13 protein-coding genes and 1 pseudogene are annotated in these 16,507 nt (G+C 37.3%); 12 read left to right on the top strand and 2 right to left on the bottom strand.

Annotation, left to right across the window (positions count from 1 at the left end):
- The first annotated feature begins 185 nt into the window (after window positions 1-185).
- A complete protein-coding gene (locus JQ841_RS05375) occupies window positions 186-2,291 on the top strand; it encodes an ATP-dependent Clp protease ATP-binding subunit (protein WP_203180342.1) in 2,106 nt (701 codons plus the stop codon).
- 60 nt (window positions 2,292-2,351) lie between these two features.
- Here JQ841_RS05375 and JQ841_RS05380 read toward each other — a convergent pair whose 3' ends face one another.
- Window positions 2,352-2,834 (bottom strand): S-ribosylhomocysteine lyase, encoded by a 483-nt coding sequence (locus JQ841_RS05380; RefSeq protein ID WP_000032547.1) that lies wholly within the window; start codon window positions 2,832-2,834, stop codon window positions 2,352-2,354.
- Window positions 2,835-2,928: 94 nt separating this feature from the next.
- Window positions 2,929-4,413 (bottom strand): DUF1846 domain-containing protein, encoded by a 1,485-nt coding sequence (locus JQ841_RS05385; protein WP_203180343.1) that lies wholly within the window; start codon window positions 4,411-4,413, stop codon window positions 2,929-2,931.
- Window positions 4,414-4,565: 152 nt separating this feature from the next.
- Between JQ841_RS05385 and JQ841_RS05390 the strand changes: the two are divergent.
- From JQ841_RS05390 to JQ841_RS05440, 11 genes and pseudogenes are all read left to right on the top strand, one after another.
- Window positions 4,566-6,174 (top strand): annotated as a pseudogene (locus JQ841_RS05390) (glycoside hydrolase family 13 protein).
- A gap of 195 nt (window positions 6,175-6,369) precedes the next feature.
- Complete coding sequence (locus JQ841_RS05395; RefSeq protein ID WP_203180344.1) at window positions 6,370-8,328, top strand: peptide ABC transporter substrate-binding protein; 1,959 nt, start codon at window positions 6,370-6,372, stop codon at window positions 8,326-8,328.
- Window positions 8,329-8,518: 190 nt separating this feature from the next.
- Window positions 8,519-9,967: an LCP family glycopolymer transferase CpsA gene (cpsA, locus tag JQ841_RS05400; protein WP_203180345.1), complete on the top strand. Its 1,449-nt coding sequence runs from the start codon at window positions 8,519-8,521 to the stop codon at window positions 9,965-9,967.
- Between the two features lie 6 nt (window positions 9,968-9,973).
- The gene (cps4B, locus tag JQ841_RS05405) at window positions 9,974-10,705 is read left to right on the top strand and encodes a capsular polysaccharide biosynthesis protein Cps4B (protein WP_203180346.1); all 732 of its coding nucleotides are present in this window, start codon (window positions 9,974-9,976) and stop codon (window positions 10,703-10,705) included.
- An 8-nt stretch (window positions 10,706-10,713) separates the two neighbouring features.
- Window positions 10,714-11,406: a CspC family polysaccharide chain length determinant protein gene (locus JQ841_RS05410; RefSeq protein ID WP_203180347.1), complete on the top strand. Its 693-nt coding sequence runs from the start codon at window positions 10,714-10,716 to the stop codon at window positions 11,404-11,406.
- A 10-nt stretch (window positions 11,407-11,416) separates the two neighbouring features.
- Window positions 11,417-12,118 (top strand): tyrosine-protein kinase, encoded by a 702-nt coding sequence (locus JQ841_RS05415; protein ID WP_203180348.1) that lies wholly within the window; start codon window positions 11,417-11,419, stop codon window positions 12,116-12,118.
- Between the two features lie 10 nt (window positions 12,119-12,128).
- Window positions 12,129-12,761: a sugar transferase gene (locus JQ841_RS05420; protein WP_203180349.1), complete on the top strand. Its 633-nt coding sequence runs from the start codon at window positions 12,129-12,131 to the stop codon at window positions 12,759-12,761.
- 1 nt (window position 12,762) lies between these two features.
- Window positions 12,763-13,554 carry a DUF4422 domain-containing protein gene (locus JQ841_RS05425; protein ID WP_203180350.1) on the top strand — a complete coding sequence of 264 codons (792 nt, stop codon included), beginning with the start codon at window positions 12,763-12,765 and terminating at the stop codon, window positions 13,552-13,554.
- A 51-nt stretch (window positions 13,555-13,605) separates the two neighbouring features.
- Entirely contained in the window at window positions 13,606-14,442 is an 837-nt protein-coding gene (locus tag JQ841_RS05430) for a LicD family protein (RefSeq protein ID WP_203180351.1), read from the top strand.
- Entirely contained in the window at window positions 14,435-15,406 is a 972-nt protein-coding gene (locus JQ841_RS05435) for a capsular polysaccharide synthesis protein (RefSeq protein WP_203180352.1), read from the top strand. Before JQ841_RS05430 ends, JQ841_RS05435 begins: the two co-directional genes overlap by 8 nt.
- A gap of 9 nt (window positions 15,407-15,415) precedes the next feature.
- Window positions 15,416-16,507, top strand: coding sequence for a glycosyltransferase family 4 protein (locus JQ841_RS05440; RefSeq protein ID WP_203180353.1), 1,092 nt, complete (start codon window positions 15,416-15,418; stop codon window positions 16,505-16,507).

Here is a 16,507-nt window from a genome sequence, read left to right on the forward strand (position 1 = left end):
AGAGGTGGGGTCTATGTTTAATCTAGAAATCTTCAGAAGTAAAGATAGTCTACTCCTGCTTGAAAAAGAAAAACCAGAAATAGTACGTAGAGTAGCAATCTAGCTAGTCTAAATTTTTTAAGATAAAGGTCAAAGATAGTCAATATCAGTAATCATAACTAAGTAAATAAAAAGAGGTAAAGAATATGAACAACAACTTTAATAATTTTAACAACATGGATGATTTATTTAACCAATTGATGGGTGGTATGCGAGGATATAGTTCTGAAAATCGCCGTTACTTGATTAATGGACGTGAAGTCACACCTGAGGAATTTGCTCACTATCGTGCAACTGGTCAATTGCCAGGAAATGCAGAAACTGATGGACAAATGAAACAACAGTCTTCAGGTATGAAACAAGACGGTGTCCTTGCAAAACTAGGTCGAAACTTGACAGCAGAAGCACGTGAGGGCAAGCTGGATCCTGTTATCGGACGAAACAAGGAAATTCAAGAAACATCTGAAATCCTCTCACGTCGTACCAAAAACAATCCTGTTTTGGTTGGAGACGCAGGTGTTGGTAAGACAGCAGTTGTCGAAGGCCTAGCGCAAGCCATTGTGAATGGCGATGTTCCAGCTGCCATTAAGAACAAGGAAATTATTTCTATTGATATCTCAGGTCTTGAGGCTGGTACTCAATACCGTGGTAGCTTTGAAGAAAACGTCCAAAACCTAGTCAATGAAGTGAAAGAAGCAGGGAATATTATCCTCTTCTTTGATGAAATTCACCAAATTCTCGGTGCTGGTAGCACAGGTGATGGTCAAGGGTCTAAAGGTCTTGCTGATATCTTGAAACCAGCTCTTTCACGTGGAGAATTGACAGTGATTGGCGCAACTACTCAAGATGAATACCGTAATACTATCTTGAAAAATGCAGCCCTTGCTCGTCGTTTCAACGAAGTCAAGGTCAATGCTCCATCTGCTGAAGATACTTTCAAGATTCTTCAAGGTATTCGAGATCTTTATCAACAACACCACAATGTTATTTTGCCAGATGAAGTCTTAAAAGCTGCCGTTGATTACTCTGTTCAATATATTCCACAACGTAGCTTGCCAGATAAGGCTATCGACCTTGTCGATGTTACGGCGGCTCACTTGGCAGCTCAGCATCCAGTAACAGATGTTCATGCTGTTGAACGTGAAATTGAGGCAGAAAAAGACAAGCAAGAAAAAGCAGTTGAGGCAGAAGATTTTGAAGCAGCTCTAAACTATAAAACACGCATTGCAGAATTGGAAAAGAAAATCGAAAACCATACAGAAGATATGAAAGTGACTGCAAGTGTCAACGATGTGGCTGAATCTGTAGAACGTATGACGGGTATTCCAGTATCTCAAATGGGGGCTACGGACATCGAACGTTTGAAAGATATGGGGCATCGTTTGCAGACGAAAGTTATTGGTCAAGATAAGGCCGTTGAAGCAGTAGCAAAAGCTATCCGTCGTAACCGTGCTGGTTTTGATGAAGGTAACCGTCCAATCGGTAGCTTCCTCTTTGTAGGTCCTACTGGTGTTGGTAAGACTGAGTTGGCTAAACAATTGGCTCTTGATATGTTCGGAACGAAAGATGCTATCATCCGTTTGGACATGTCAGAATACAGCGACCGCACAGCCGTATCTAAATTGATTGGTACAACTGCAGGTTATGTTGGTTACGATGACAACAACAATACCTTGACAGAACGCGTCCGTCGCAATCCATACTCAATCGTCCTTCTCGACGAAATTGAAAAGGCTGACCCTCAAGTCATCACCCTTCTCCTTCAAGTTTTGGACGATGGTCGTTTGACAGATGGTCAAGGTAACACTGTCAACTTCAAGAATACGGTGATTATCGCAACTTCAAACGCAGGCTTTGGTTACGAAGCTAACTTGACAGAAGATGCTGATAAACCAGAATTGATGGATCGTTTGAAACCTTACTTCCGTCCAGAATTCCTTAACCGTTTCAATGCTGTCATCGAATTCTCACACTTGAGCAAAGAAGATCTTTCTAAGATTGTAGACCTTATGTTGGTTGAAGTTAACAAGACGCTTTCTAAGAAAGACATTGACTTGGCAGTGAGCGAAGCTGCTAAAGAATACATGACTGAGGAAGGCTACGATGAAGTTATGGGTGTTCGTCCACTCCGTCGTGTGGTTGAACAACAAATCCGTGACAAAGTCACAGATTTCCACTTGGATAACCTTGATGCTAAACACCTAGAAGCTGATATGGAAGATGGTGTTTTGGTCATTCGTGAAAAAGCCTAAGACAGAATTTTGAGCATAAAAAAGAAGGAGCCAGCTGAAAAACTGGTTCCTTTTTTGTGTTTAGATGACATGGCGTTCAAAGGCATCATCTGAAATCCCTTGTTCCAAGATGAGTTTTGCCCATTCTTTAGCAGAAAAGAGGCTGTGATCCTTGTAGTTTCCGCAAGATTCGATGGTTGTTCCAGGGACGTCTTCCCAAGTAGTAGTCTCAGCGATTTCCTTGAGCGAATCCTTGATAACAGCCGCGATTTCAGCACTGGTGTGGCGCCCCCACATAATCATATGGAAGCCTGTACGGCAACCAAATGGTGAACAGTCAATCATACCGTCAATGCGGGTACGGATGAGTTTTGCCAAGAGGTGTTCGATAGTGTGAAGGCCAGCGGTAGGGATAGAGTCTTCGTTTGGTTGCACCAAGCGAATATCATAATTGGAGATGATGTCTCCTTTTGGCCCTGTTTCTTCCCCAATCAAGCGAACATAGGGTGCTTTAACAATAGTGTGGTCAAGTTCAAAACTTTCAACAATAACTTCTTTTGACATGGTAAATCCTTTCAGTTTTCTAATTTCATTATAACACAAAGCTGGCTCCTGAGACAGAGATAAAACCTCTCCGAGAGTGGAGAGGTTGAAATCTTTATTTACGATACAAGCGGTCGTATTGGTAGTAAGGGTCAAAGGTTACGTTGATACCTAGTTTACGAAGGACATTCTTGTCTTCATCGGTTAAGATGATGGTTGAGTGGGCTTCGCTTCCTTTGAGGTTACCAAGTTCTTCCATAGCACGAGCAGCATCAGGATTTTCTGTAGCTGTGATAGCAAGTGCAATCAAAATTTCATTTGAATGAAGGCGTGGATTGCGGCTACCGAGATGATCGATTTTAAGACCTTGGATTGGCTTAACAACTTCAGGTTCGATTAGTTTTACTTCTTTAGCGATGTCAGCTGATTTCTTGATGGCGTTGATAAGAGCAGCGGCTGTAGGACCAAAGAGTTCTGAGTTCTTACCAGTGACAATTTCCCCAGTTGGCAATTCAAGGCCTAGGGCTGGTCCGCCAGTTTCTTCAGCTTTTTGGCGTGCAGTAACAGCAACCTTACGGTCTGCAGGTGTGATGCCGAGGTCATTCATAAGCAACTCAATTTTCTTGACAGCAGATTCGCCCACTTTTTCGGCTTTGAAATCAAGAACAGTCTGATAGTAGCGACGGATGATTTCTTGTTTAGAGGCTTCGATAGCAGCCTCATTATCTGTAATAGCGAAACCAACCATGTTGACACCCATATCTGTCGGAGAAGAGTATGGGGACTCTCCTAGGATACGTTCCAACATGCGTTTGAGCACTGGGAAAATCTCGATATCACGGTTGTAGTTGACAGTGGTTTCTCCGTAGGTTTGGAGATGGAAGGGGTCAATCATGTTGACATCGTCAAGGTCTGCTGTGGCAGCCTCGTAGGCCAAGTTGACTGGGTGATGAAGGGGAAGATTCCAGACTGGGAAGGTTTCAAATTTAGCGTAACCAGACTTGATACCATTGATTTGGTCGTGGTACATGTTTGACATACAAGTTGCCAATTTTCCAGAACCAGGTCCAGGAGCCGTTACGACAATCAAGTTACGACTGGTTTTGATGTAGTCGTTTTTCCCCATACCTTCTGGAGAAATGATGTGATCCATATCTGTTGGATATCCTTTGATTGGATAATGAAGATAAGAATCAATTCCGTTTTTCTCAAGTTGGTTGCGGAAGGCATCTGCAGCTGGTTGACCAGCGTACTGTGTGATGACAACGGAGCCAACAAAAATTCCCAATTCATTGAATTTATCAATCAAACGAAGAACTTCTTGGTCATAAGAAATGCCCAAGTCACCACGTGCTTTGGAATGTTCGATGTTGCTAGCATTAATGGCAATTACAACCTCGACTTGCTCTTTCAATTCTTGCAAGAGCTTGATTTTATTGTCAGGCTCATAACCAGGAAGAACACGAGCAGCGTGGAAATCTTCTAACATTTTGCCACCAAACTCCAGGTAGAGCTTGCCGTCAAATTGGTTAATGCGCTCCAAAATGTGGTCGCGCTGTAGATTCAAATATTGTTCAGAACTAAAAGCTTGTTTTTTCATTTTTTTACCTCTGACCTCTATTATAATAAAAAATTGGAAGTTAGGAAACTATGGAGTTAAAAAAGGAATCAAAAAGATTAGGCAAACGCTTGCATAAAAATCTGAAAAGCGCTATCATAGACTGTAGATTATTAAAATAATGAGGTAAGAAGATGCAAGAAAAATGGTGGCACAATGCCGTAGTCTATCAAGTTTATCCTAAGAGCTTTATGGATAGCAACGGAGATGGAATTGGCGATTTGCCAGGAATTACCAGTAAGTTAGACTATCTAGCCAAGTTAGGAATTACAGCGATTTGGCTTTCTCCAGTTTATGACAGTCCTATGGATGATAATGGCTATGATATTGCTGATTATCAAGCGATTGCGGATATTTTCGGGACCATGGAGGATATGGACCAACTGATCGCGGAAGCTAAGAAACGTGATATTCGTATCATCATGGACTTAGTGGTCAATCATACTTCAGATGAGCATGCTTGGTTTGTCGAGGCCTGTGAAAATCCTGACAGCCCTGAACGTGACTACTATATTTGGCGAGATGAACCCAACGACCTAGATTCTATCTTTAGTGGATCTGCTTGGGAATATGATGAAAAGTCAGGTCAATACTATCTCCACCTTTTTCAGTAAGAAACAGCCGGATCTTAACTGGGAAAATGAAAAACTTCGTCAGAAAATTTATGAGATGATGAACTTCTGGATTGATAAAGGCATTGGTGGTTTCCGCATGGATGTCATTGACATGATTGGGAAAATTCCTGACGAGAAAGTAGTCAATAATGGTCCTATGCTCCACCCTTATCTCAAGGAGATGAATCAGGCGACCTTTGGAGATAAGAATCTCTTGACAGTAGGAGAGACTTGGGGAGCAACTCCAGAGATCGCTAAGCTCTACTCTGATCCAAAGGGGCAAGAATTGTCTATGGTCTTCCAGTTTGAACATATCGGTCTTCAGTATCAGGAAGGGCAACCTAAATGGCACTATCAAAAAGAGCTGAATATCCCTAAGTTAAAAGAAATCTTCAACAAATGGCAGACAGAGTTAGGAGTTGAGGACGGTTGGAATTCGCTCTTCTGGAACAATCATGACCTCCCTCGTATCGTCTCAATCTGGGGAAATGACCAAGAATACCGCGAAAAATCTGCCAAAGCCTTTGCAATCTTGCTTCATCTCATGAGAGGAACACCTTATATCTACCAAGGCGAGGAGATTGGGATGACCAACTATCCGTTTGAAACGCTGGACCAAGTAGAAGATATTGAATCTCTGAACTATGCGCGTGAAGTTCTTGAAAAAGGTGTTCCGATGGAAGAAATCATGGACAGTATCCGTGTCATTGGACGTGATAATGCCCGTACCCCAATGCAATGGGACGAGAGCAAAAACGCTGGTTTCTCAACAGGTCAACCTTGGTTGGCAGTCAACCCAAACTATCAAGCAATCAACGTTCAAGAAGCGCTGGCAAATCCAGATTCTATTTTCTATACCTATCAGAAACTGGTTAAAATCCGTAAGGAGAATAGTTGGCTGATTCGAGCTGATTTTGAATTGCTTGATACGGTTGAAAAGGTATTTGCCTATATCCGTAAAGATGGGGACCGTCGTTTCCTAGTTGTGGCTAACTTGTCCAATGAAGAGCAAGACTTGATCGTAGAAGGAAAAGTCAAATCTGTCTTGATTGAAAACACCACAGCTCAGGAAGTTTTTGAAAAACAAATCTTGGCTCCATGGGATGCTTTCTGTGTGGAATTACTATAAATATTTTTTACAGAAAAATTTAAAAATCAAATCGTATAAAAACAAGGGAGGACTGTATGAAAGACAGAAATCCTTTGTTTTTTTATGACTAAAGTTTATAAACTTTCATTCTAGAAATTCAATTAACTTTACAAATGCTTGCTATTTTGGTAAAATAAACTTATGTTATAAAAACTAACATAAAGGAGAAAGAAGATGACTACAAAAAAGCGTATCCTTAGTGCAGGCCTGACTGTTGTAGCTGCCTTACTTTTAAGTGCTTGCGGACAATCTGGTTCAGATACAAAAACTTACTCATCAACCTTTAGTGGAAATCCAACTACATTTAACTATTTATTAGACTACTACGCTGATAATACAGCTATCATTACTAACTTAGTTGATGGTTTGCTTGAAAATGACAATCATGGAAATCTAGTTCCATCTTTGGCAGAAGACTGGTCTGTTTCAAGCGACGGTCTGACTTATACCTATAAATTGAGAAAAGATGCCAAATGGTTCACAGCTGATGGTGAGGAATACGCTCCAGTCAAGGCACAGGATTTTGTGACAGGTATCAAGTACGCAGTGGATAATAAATCCCAGGCCATTGACTTGATTCAAAACTCGATCAAGGGCTTGAATGATTATATTACAGGAGCGGATTTTGACTTTTCTAAGGTTGGAGTGAAAGCCATTGACGACCAGACTGTTGAGTATACTTTGGCGCGCCCAGAACCTTACTGGAACTCAAAAACAACCAATAGTATCCTTTTCCCAGTGAATGAAGAATTTCTAAATTCAAAAGGCAAAGATTTTGGTACCTTATCTCCAGATAGTATTCTCTACAGCGGACCTTATTTGTTAAAAGATTTCACATCAAAATCATCGATCGAATATGTGAAAAATCCGCATTACTATGATCATGACAAAGTATCGATTGAACACGTAAAATTGGCTTACTTTGATGGTTCAGACCAAGAATTGACCATCCGTAACTTTGAAAGTGGAGCTTATTCTATCGCTGGGGTTTATCCAAATAGTTCTAACTTTGCTAAGACCAAGGAGAAATATAAGGATAATATCGTCTATAGCTTGCAGGACAAGACTTCTTGGTATTTCAATTTCAACGTCAACCGTAAGGCTTACAACCATACGTCTAAAACGACAGATGAGCAGAAGAAGTCAACTGAGACAGCTGTCTTGAACAAAAACTTCCGCCAAGCGGTGAACTTTGCCCTGGACCGCACAGCCTATTCTGCTCAGTCAAACGGGGAAGAAGCAGCTAGCAAGACTCTTCGTAACACCCTAGTGCCTCCTACATTTGTCCAAGTTGGAGACAAGACCTTTGGAGAAGTAGTTGCTTCTAAATTGGTCAACTATGGCACAGAATGGTCAGATATTAACTTGGCAGATGCTCAGGATGCCTATTTCAACAAAGAAAAAGCCCAAGCAAAATTTGCGGAAGCTAAAAAAGAATTGGCAAGTCAAGGTGTGACTTTCCCAATTCACTTGGATGTTGCAGTTGATCAGACTAGTAAAAATGCTGTGACAGGCATGAACTCAGTTAAGCAAACCCTTGAGTCGGTTTTAGGTGCTGATAACATTGTCATTGATGTTCAACAACTTTCAACGGATGATTTTAATAATGTAGCCTTTTTAGCGCCAACACCAGCTGATCGTGACTATGATTTGAACTTTGATGGTTGGGTAGGTGACTACCAAGATCCGTCAACTTATCTTAATCCTTTCAATGCAGAGGATGGATTCTACCTCAAGATTTTTGGTCTAGATGCTCAAGAAGATAAAGCTAAGATTGCTAGCTTGGGACTTGATACTTACACCAAGATGCTCAAAGATGCAGATAGCGAAAATAAAGATGTAGCCAAACGCTATGAAAAATATGCTGAAGCACAGGCTTGGATGATTGACAATTCTCTGATTATGTCAGCAATGTCAAGTGGTGGTACAGCATCTGTAACCAAAGTAACGCCATTTACAAGAGGCTATTCACTGGTCGGCATCAAGGGTGATGGCAATAACTACAAGTACATGAAACTGCAAAAAGATACTGTGACAACCAAACAGTATGAAGAAGCTAAGACTAAATGGGAGCAAGAAAGTAAAAAAGCAATCGAAAAAGCTCAAAAAGAAGCAGAAAATCATGTTAAATAAAGATGAGCGAGGTTCCGTAAGGGACCTCTTTTATCGTCTATATAGTAAATTTATTGATGTAATTGTTTGCAAGTCAAAAAGAATCTTTCGGAAAGAAGATGAAAACGCCTTATCAAAGCGGATTTGCCCCACAAGAGTCTTTTTTTATGATATAATAAAATGAAATAAAAATTGATAATAGAGGTATATCGTGAGTAGATTTTCGAAGCGAGCTCGTCAGGGTAAAACAAAAATATTGATTAGTTGGGGGTTGCTAGCTATCTATGCAGTACTAGCAGTCTTTTTATTGTTTTTGATTTTCAAATACAATATGCTAGCCTTCCGATATCTGAACATAGTAGTTACCGTCTTAATTGTAGCCTTAGCCATCTTGTGCTTCTTTTTAATTCGGTCCAAGAAAGCTAAGAATCTAACGCTGATTTTATTACTACTTGGTATTTTGATTAATGGGACTTCCCTCTTTGCTGTAAGTCAGTTCATTGGCTTTACTAGTCGCTTGAATGCAACATCAAATTACTCAAATTATTCGATGAGTATTGCGGTGTTAGCAGATAGTCCAATTGAGAATATCAGTCAGGTAACCAGTGTAATGGGGCCTACTGGAACGGATAAGGACAATATCCAACAGTTGCTGAATGACCTGAAAGCGACTCAAAACAAGGAATTGACAGTCGAAGAAAGCAGTTCTTATCTTGCGGCCTATAAGAGTTTGTTAGCTGGAGATACAAAGGCAATCCTTCTAAACAGTGTCTTTGAAAATATTATCGAATCAGAATATCCAGACTATGCTTCAAAGATTAAGAAAATCTATACCAAAGAATTAACGAAGAAGGTTGAAACTCCAAAAGATGTCAAAGGTGACAGTTTCAACGTTTATATCAGCGGAATTGATACCTACGGTCCAATTAGTTCAGTTTCTCGTTCGGATGTCAATATCATTATGACAGTGAATCGCGAAACGAAAAAGATTCTCTTGACAACCACACCTCGTGATTCCTATGTTCCAATTGCAGATGGTGGCAACAACCAAAAAGATAAGTTGACCCATGCGGGGATTTATGGGGTAGATGCTTCAATCCATACACTGGAAAATCTCTACGGTATTGACTTGAACTATTATGCTCGCTTGAATTTCACCTCTTTCTTGAAGTTGATTGATCTCCTTGGTGGAGTTGATGTCTATAATGACCAAGAATTTGATGCACATACAAATAACGGAAAACATTACTCTGTAGGTACATTACATTTGGATTCGAAAGACGCTCTTGGGTTTGTGCGTGAGCGCTATTCCTTAGCTGATGGGGATCGAGATCGTGGCCGTAACCAGCAAAAGGTCATTGTCGCTGTTTTGCAAAAGTTAACCTCGACAGAAGCTTTGAAAAATTATGACAGTATTATAAAAGGGTTGCAAGATTCAATTCAAACCAATATGCCACTTGAAACCATGATGAACTTGGTCAATACCCAACTTGAAAGTGGCGGAACCTATAAGATCAATTCACAAGATCTTAAAGGAACAGGGCGGATGGATTTACCATCCTATGCCATGCCTGAGAGCAACCTCTACATGATGGAAATTAGTGACAGCAGTTTAGAGTCAGTCAAGGCTGCAATCAATGATGTGATGGAAGGAAAATAAAGCAAAATGATTGATATTCATTCGCATATCGTATTTGGTGTGGATGATGGTCCGAAAACTAAGCAAGAAAGCAAGGCGCTTTTGACGGAAGCCTATAGACAAGGTGTAAGGACGATTGTATCGACATCGCATAGACGAAAAGGAATGTTTGAAACCCCTGAGGAGACGATAGAGACAAACTTCCAAGAAGTGAAGGAACTAGCAAAGGAAGTGGCTCCGGACTTGACCATTCTCTATGGAGCAGAAATTTATTATACCCATGATGTGCTTGAAAAGTTAGAGAAGCAGGTGATTCCAAGACTCAATGGAACACGCTATGCTCTGATTGAGTTTAGTATGGCTACCCCTTACAGGGAGATCCATACTGCTTTAAGCAATGTTCTCATGCTTGGTATAACACCTGTAGTTGCCCACATTGAACGCTACCATGAGTTAGAAAATAATGAAAAAAGGGTAAAAGAATTGATTGATATGGGGTGCTATACTCAAATCAATAGTTCAAGTATTTTAAAACCAAAGTTATTTGGGGATAAGTACAAATTTATGAAGAAACGAGCTCGCTATTTCCTAGAGCGTGATTTGGTACATTTTGTTGCTAGTGATATGCACAATCTAGACCAAAGACCGCCTTACATGAAAGAAGCTTATGAGATCGTCTCAAAACAATACGGTGAAAGTAAGGCGAGAGAATTATTTATCGAAAATCCTCGCTTCATCTTAGCTGATCAAATTATTTAGGAGTTGACATGAAAGAAAATAAAGAAATCTCAATTGATGTTGTTCACTTATTTAAAATCCTTTGGAAGAAGAAAATCGCTATCATTATGACTGCGATTGTAGCAGCTGTGCTTGCATTTGGTGTAAGTAGTTTTGTGTTGAAACCGGAATATGCTAGTACAACGCGTATTTATGTGGTCAATCGAAATCAGTCTGAAAATACAGGTTTGACGAACCAAGATTTGCAGGCTGGTAGCTATCTAGTAAAAGACTATAAGGAAATTATTCTTTCGCAAGATGTACTGGAGAAAGTTATTTCAAATCTTAAATTAGAACAAACAGGCAAAGGATTAAGCAAGAAGATTCAAGTAACAGTGCCCGTAGACACTCGTATCGTATCGATTGTTGTTAAAGATGATCAACCAGAAGAAGCCAGTCGTATCGCAAATGCTCTTCGTGAAGTAGCGGCTGAAAAAATCATTAAGGTAACCCGTGTGTCTGATGTGACAACACTAGAGGAAGCACGACCAGCTTTAACACCATCATCACCAAATATTCGTCGGAATACTGCACTTGCTTTCCTCGCAGGAGGGGCTGTGATGGTTATTGTAGTCTTATTGCTTGAATTATTTGATGACCGTGTCAAACGACCAGAAGATGTCGAAGAAGTCATGCAGGTTGCACTTTTAGGAATTGTTCCAGATTTGGATAAGTTAAAGTAAGGGAGAAAACATGCCAACATTAGAAATCTCACAAAAGCGTCTAGATTTTGCTAAAAAAGCTGAGGAGCATTATAATGCTTTGCGTACCAATATTCAATTGAGTGGTGATAATTTGAAAGTTCTTGCCATTTCATCTGTTAAACCTGGTGAAGGGAAGTCAACAACTTCAACTAATACCGCCTGGGCTTTCGCGCGTGCCGGCTATAAAACATTACTAGTAGATGCGGATATCCGTAATTCAGTTATGTCTGGTGTCTTCAAGTCAAGAGAAAAAATTACTGGATTGACTGACTTTTTGGCAGGGACAACAGATCTTTCTCAGGGGCTTTGTGATACAAACGTTGAAAATCTATTTGTTATTCAGGCAGGGCCTGTTTCACCTAATCCAACAGCACTCCTGCAAAGTGAAAATTTCCATACCATGATTGATACCCTACGTAAGTATTTTGATTATGTAATTGTGGATACAGCGCCGATTGGGATGGTCATTGATGCTGCCATTATTACACAAAAATGTGATGCTTCTATCTTGGTGACTGCAGCAGGAGAGACAAAACGTCGTGATGTCTTAAAGGCGAAAGAACAGTTAGAACAAACAGGAACTCCATTTTTAGGTGTAGTTCTAAATAAATTTAACACAGAAGTTGAAAAATATGGAGCTTATGGTGGTTACGGAGCCTATGGTTCCTATGGAAATTATGGGAAGAAATAATTAATTAAAAATGTATTTGATTTTAAAAAATACTTTAGACAGATTTTTGGCGTTTTTCCTATTTATTACCTTGATAATCATACCGATTATTCCTATAACAATTCTTGCTATTTGGATAGAAGATCCCGGAGATGTTTTCTATTTACAAGATAGGGTTGGTTTAAATGGCAAGAAATTTAAAGTAATAAAGTTTCGAAGCATGTATAAAGATGCTGATCAGAAAATAAAGGAAAGCATAAACAGTGGTAAAACTGATCATCTAAATTTTAAAGAACATTCTCAAAGTATGACTACAAAAGTCGGTAAAGTGATACGTAAACTTTCAATTGATGAATTGCCTCAATTGTTGAATATTATAAAAGGCGATATGGCTATAGTGGGACCTCGTCCACTACAACAATTTGAGATTACGCATCATATTCTTACTAATAAAGAAATGGATAGTACTTTAAAAATGTCTAAAAGATTGTCTGTGAAACCGGGTTTGCTTTGTTATTGGCAAGTAACGCCAAATAAGAATGACATGCCATTTGGAGACAGAATGGATCTAGATTTATTATATATTGATAATGTATCTTTAAAGACTGATTTCTTGCTTATTTTGAAGGGATTTTTTACAGTTTTAATGGGTAATAATAATTAACATGAAGAATATAAAAATATTAGTAGCAACACATAAAAATTATAAAATGCCTGCTGATACAAGTGTATATCTACCAATTCACGTAGGATGTGAGGGAAAGGAAAATTTAGGATTCCAAGGTGATAATGCTGGGGAAAACATTTCAACCTTAAATCCTTACTATTGTGAACTTACAGGTCTCTATTGGGCTTGGAGAAACTTAGACTGTGATTATCTTGGTTTGGTACATTATCGTCGATATTTTACTAAAATGACGAAAAAATATAATGAATCAATAAATATTGATGATGTAATCTTAAATAGACATGAAATTGAGCAATTATTAGAGAGCTCAGAAGTCATCGTTCCCAAAAGAAGAAAATATTATATTGAAACTCTCTATTCTCATTACGACCATACTTTTGATGGTACCCACTTGGATTTAGCTAGGACAATGATTGAAATGAAAAGTCCAGAATATCTTCCAAGTTTTGAAAAGGTAATGAAGCAAAGAAGTGGCTATATGTTTAACATGTTCATTATGAAAAAAGAACTAGCTGATGATTATTTCACTTGGCTATTTCCTATTTTGGATAGTATGTATGAAAGTATGGATTTATCAGGGTTAACTGATTTTGAAGCTAGATTGTTTGGAAGAGTAAGTGAACTGCTATTTAATGTATGGTTAGATAAAAATAATCTAAAGATTAAGGAAGTCTCTTTTATGTACATGGAAAAGGTTGACTTATTTAAAAAAGGGATGTCATTTTTAATGGCGAAATTTTTTGGAAAGAAATATGGACAGAGTTTCTAATAATTATATAGGTTATTTAACTAGAAAAGATTGAGAGAAATTAGTCAATAAATGAAGTCGGATATAGAAATTATTCAAAGTAAAATTATAGAGTTATTAAGATTATTCATAGATGTTTGTGAAAATAATGATCTGACATATTATGCCTTGGGTGGAACCTTATTAGGTGCTGTGAGGCATGCAGGTTTCATACCTTGGGATGATGATATCGATTTGGGTATGCCACGAGCAGACTATGAACGATTTAAACAAATTGCTAGTGAACGATTTAATGGAAAGTATCAGTTTTTGAGTGAGGATACACCAGGATACAGAAAAGCATTTTCTGTAATTCGAGATACTTCAACAAGAATAGTGATGAATTATAGTAATGTTGAACAAGAAGAAAGTTTATGGATTGACATATTTCCAATAGATGGTTTACCCAGTAAAGGTATAAAGAAAAAAATTCATGAAAAAAGGTATTTATACCGACGAATGATGGTTCAATTATCCCAGTTCAATAGTATTGTTAATCAGAATAAAGCTGATAGACCTTGGCATGAAAAATTGATAATAAAAATAGCCAATCATTTAAAAATAGAAAATATTCTATCATTTGAAAAACAACAGTACAAATATTTAAAAACGATAAAGAAATATTCAGTGATGGAGGGTTATGCAGGTAATTTTACAGGGGCATATAAACTTCGTGAGTTAGTGCCAAGTTGTTATTTTGGTGAACCTGTTAAATTAGATTTTGAAGGAATAAAACTGAACTGTCCAAATAAATATAAAGATTATCTCAAAGCAATATATGGTGAGAATTATATGACACCACCTCCAATTGAACAAAGAGTTCCTCATCAATATAGAGTTATAAGTTTAGGAGAGAATATAGGTGAGTAAAATTAGAAAAGCGCAAGCATATTATTTGGATATTAAAAATAAAAAAAAGTATTTTCCTTCAAATGTTTTAAATTGGCAACTTTTAGGAAAATTCTTGGGACAAGTACCAAATGTGATAGGTGAAAACCAGGCAAGATTTTTTTGTGAAAAACGTCACCAGAAAACTAAAGAATTTTTACTACAACATTTTAATGAATTTGTAGAAAATTATAATTTTACTAAAGATAATCTAGAAAATAGTAAGATTATTTGGACATTGTGGTGGCAAGGTTATGATAACGCTCCTGAAATTGTAAAGTATTGTTTAGATAATATGAAAGAATTAGCTCATGAAAATGGTTTTGAGTTTTACTGTTTAGACGAATCCACTTTTGAGAGCTATGTTAAAATTCCTGAATATCTAAAGTTAAAAATTAAAAAAGGCTATATTTCAATTGCAAATATTTCAGATATGATACGTGTTTGTCTTCTTTCGCAGTATGGTGGAACTTGGATTGATTCAACTGTGTTTATTCATTCGTCTTTTAAATGGGATAACTTTTCTAAATCTTATTTTACAATAAAGACTGGTGAGATGACAGATTATTCTCCAAATGTTTCCAAGAATCGATGGAAGACATTTTTATTATCAGGGAATAGTTCGTTATATGCGTTCACTCGTGATTTTTTCTTTGAATATTTTAAAAAATTTGATTATGTAATAGATTATTTGTTGATTGACTATATTTTTGATATAGCGTCTGATAGAAATATCGAGATAAAAAAACAAATGTTGGAATTGGAATCAACAAATCTGAATTTGTTTTGGCTTGAAAAACATTTTTCTGAAAAATTTGATAGAAAAATATGGGAATATATTTCAGAAGAAACGAAGATTTTTAAAACGACATATAAGTTAGATACAAAAATAAAATGTGATCCTGAGAATAATTACTCAGCCTTAATTAAAAGTAAATTGAAATGATGGTAAAAAATGAAGAAAATAGCTTTAGTTAAGTGGATTATAGACGGTACAGATGGTGGTTTGAAAGTTTCCACAGATCTTGCTAATGAATTATCAAAAGTGTACGAAGTACATCTAATTTCAGTTATAAGTACTGAAGAAATATTTTTTCCACTAAATAACGCAGTTCGTTATAAAAATTTATCTTCACAAAAGATATCAATGAGTAAGAACTTTGTTAAGGCGGTGAAATTACTAAGAACATATATAAAAAAAAACAACATAGAAGTTCTATTTGGAATAGGGATGACTATGAATATTGTAGGCATAACAAGTACAATTGGTTTAAAAACTAAATTTATTTCTTGTGATCACACTAATTCTATCGTAGATATAGACACTACTATGAAAAAACTTCAAAGATATGTGGGTGCTAAACTTGCAGATATGATAATTACACTAACTACTGCTGATAGAAATAATTATATAAAAAAGTATAAGATAAAACCAAAAAGAGTTGATTACATTTATAATTGGATAAATTCTATAGATGAAGAAAAAAAATATAATCTTGATTCTAAAAAACTAATCACTGTAGGTAGATTTCACAAGCAAAAAGGTTATGACTATTTATCTAAAGTCGCAATCAAGGTGTTATCAAGATATCCTGATTGGCAGTGGGATATTTACGGCTCGGGTAATGATCAAATTAAACAAGATTTGATAACGGAATTGGACGAAGGTGATGTTTTGTCAAGAGTTCATTTTAAGGGGAATGTCAAAGGTACAGATAATATTTATCCAGACCATGCTATTTATGTAATGACTTCCCGTTATGAAGGACTTCCCTTAGTTCTTTTAGAAGCTAAACAATATGGACTACCTATTGTTAGTTTTAATTGTCCTACTGGACCTGCAGAAATTGTATTGAATGGGGAAAATGGTTATCTAATTGATAATTTTGATATAAGTCAAATGAGTCAAAAAATAATAGAATTAATTGAAAATAATGAATTGAGATTAAGGTTTTCGCGGAACTCGATGTTAGATACTGATAAATTCAATAAAAAGAGAATTATTGAACAATGGATTGAATTGATAGAAGAAATGACGGGAGAATGA

The organism is Streptococcus mitis (assembly GCF_905187535.1).
Classification (GTDB): Bacteria; Bacillota; Bacilli; order Lactobacillales; family Streptococcaceae; genus Streptococcus; species Streptococcus mitis_BS.

Excerpts from the sequence above, each read along its gene's own strand:
- JQ841_RS05395 (WP_203180344.1), top strand. The coding sequence starts at position 6,370 with ATGACTACAAAAAAGCGTATCCTTAGTGCAGGCCTGACTGTTGTAGCT.
- JQ841_RS05415 (WP_203180348.1), top strand. The coding sequence starts at position 11,417 with ATGCCAACATTAGAAATCTCACAAAAGCGTCTAGATTTTGCTAAAAAA.
- JQ841_RS05425 (WP_203180350.1), top strand. The coding sequence starts at position 12,763 with ATGAAGAATATAAAAATATTAGTAGCAACACATAAAAATTATAAAATG.
- JQ841_RS05380 (WP_000032547.1), bottom strand. The coding sequence starts at position 2,834 with ATGTCAAAAGAAGTTATTGTTGAAAGTTTTGAACTTGACCACACTATT.
- cps4B (WP_203180346.1), top strand. The coding sequence starts at position 9,974 with ATGATTGATATTCATTCGCATATCGTATTTGGTGTGGATGATGGTCCG.
- JQ841_RS05385 (WP_203180343.1), bottom strand. The coding sequence starts at position 4,413 with ATGAAAAAACAAGCTTTTAGTTCTGAACAATATTTGAATCTACAGCGC.
- JQ841_RS05430 (WP_203180351.1), top strand. The coding sequence starts at position 13,606 with ATGAAGTCGGATATAGAAATTATTCAAAGTAAAATTATAGAGTTATTA.
- JQ841_RS05410 (WP_203180347.1), top strand. The coding sequence starts at position 10,714 with ATGAAAGAAAATAAAGAAATCTCAATTGATGTTGTTCACTTATTTAAA.
- JQ841_RS05440 (WP_203180353.1), top strand. The coding sequence starts at position 15,416 with ATGAAGAAAATAGCTTTAGTTAAGTGGATTATAGACGGTACAGATGGT.
- JQ841_RS05420 (WP_203180349.1), top strand. The coding sequence starts at position 12,129 with ATGTATTTGATTTTAAAAAATACTTTAGACAGATTTTTGGCGTTTTTC.
- JQ841_RS05375 (WP_203180342.1), top strand. The coding sequence starts at position 186 with ATGAACAACAACTTTAATAATTTTAACAACATGGATGATTTATTTAAC.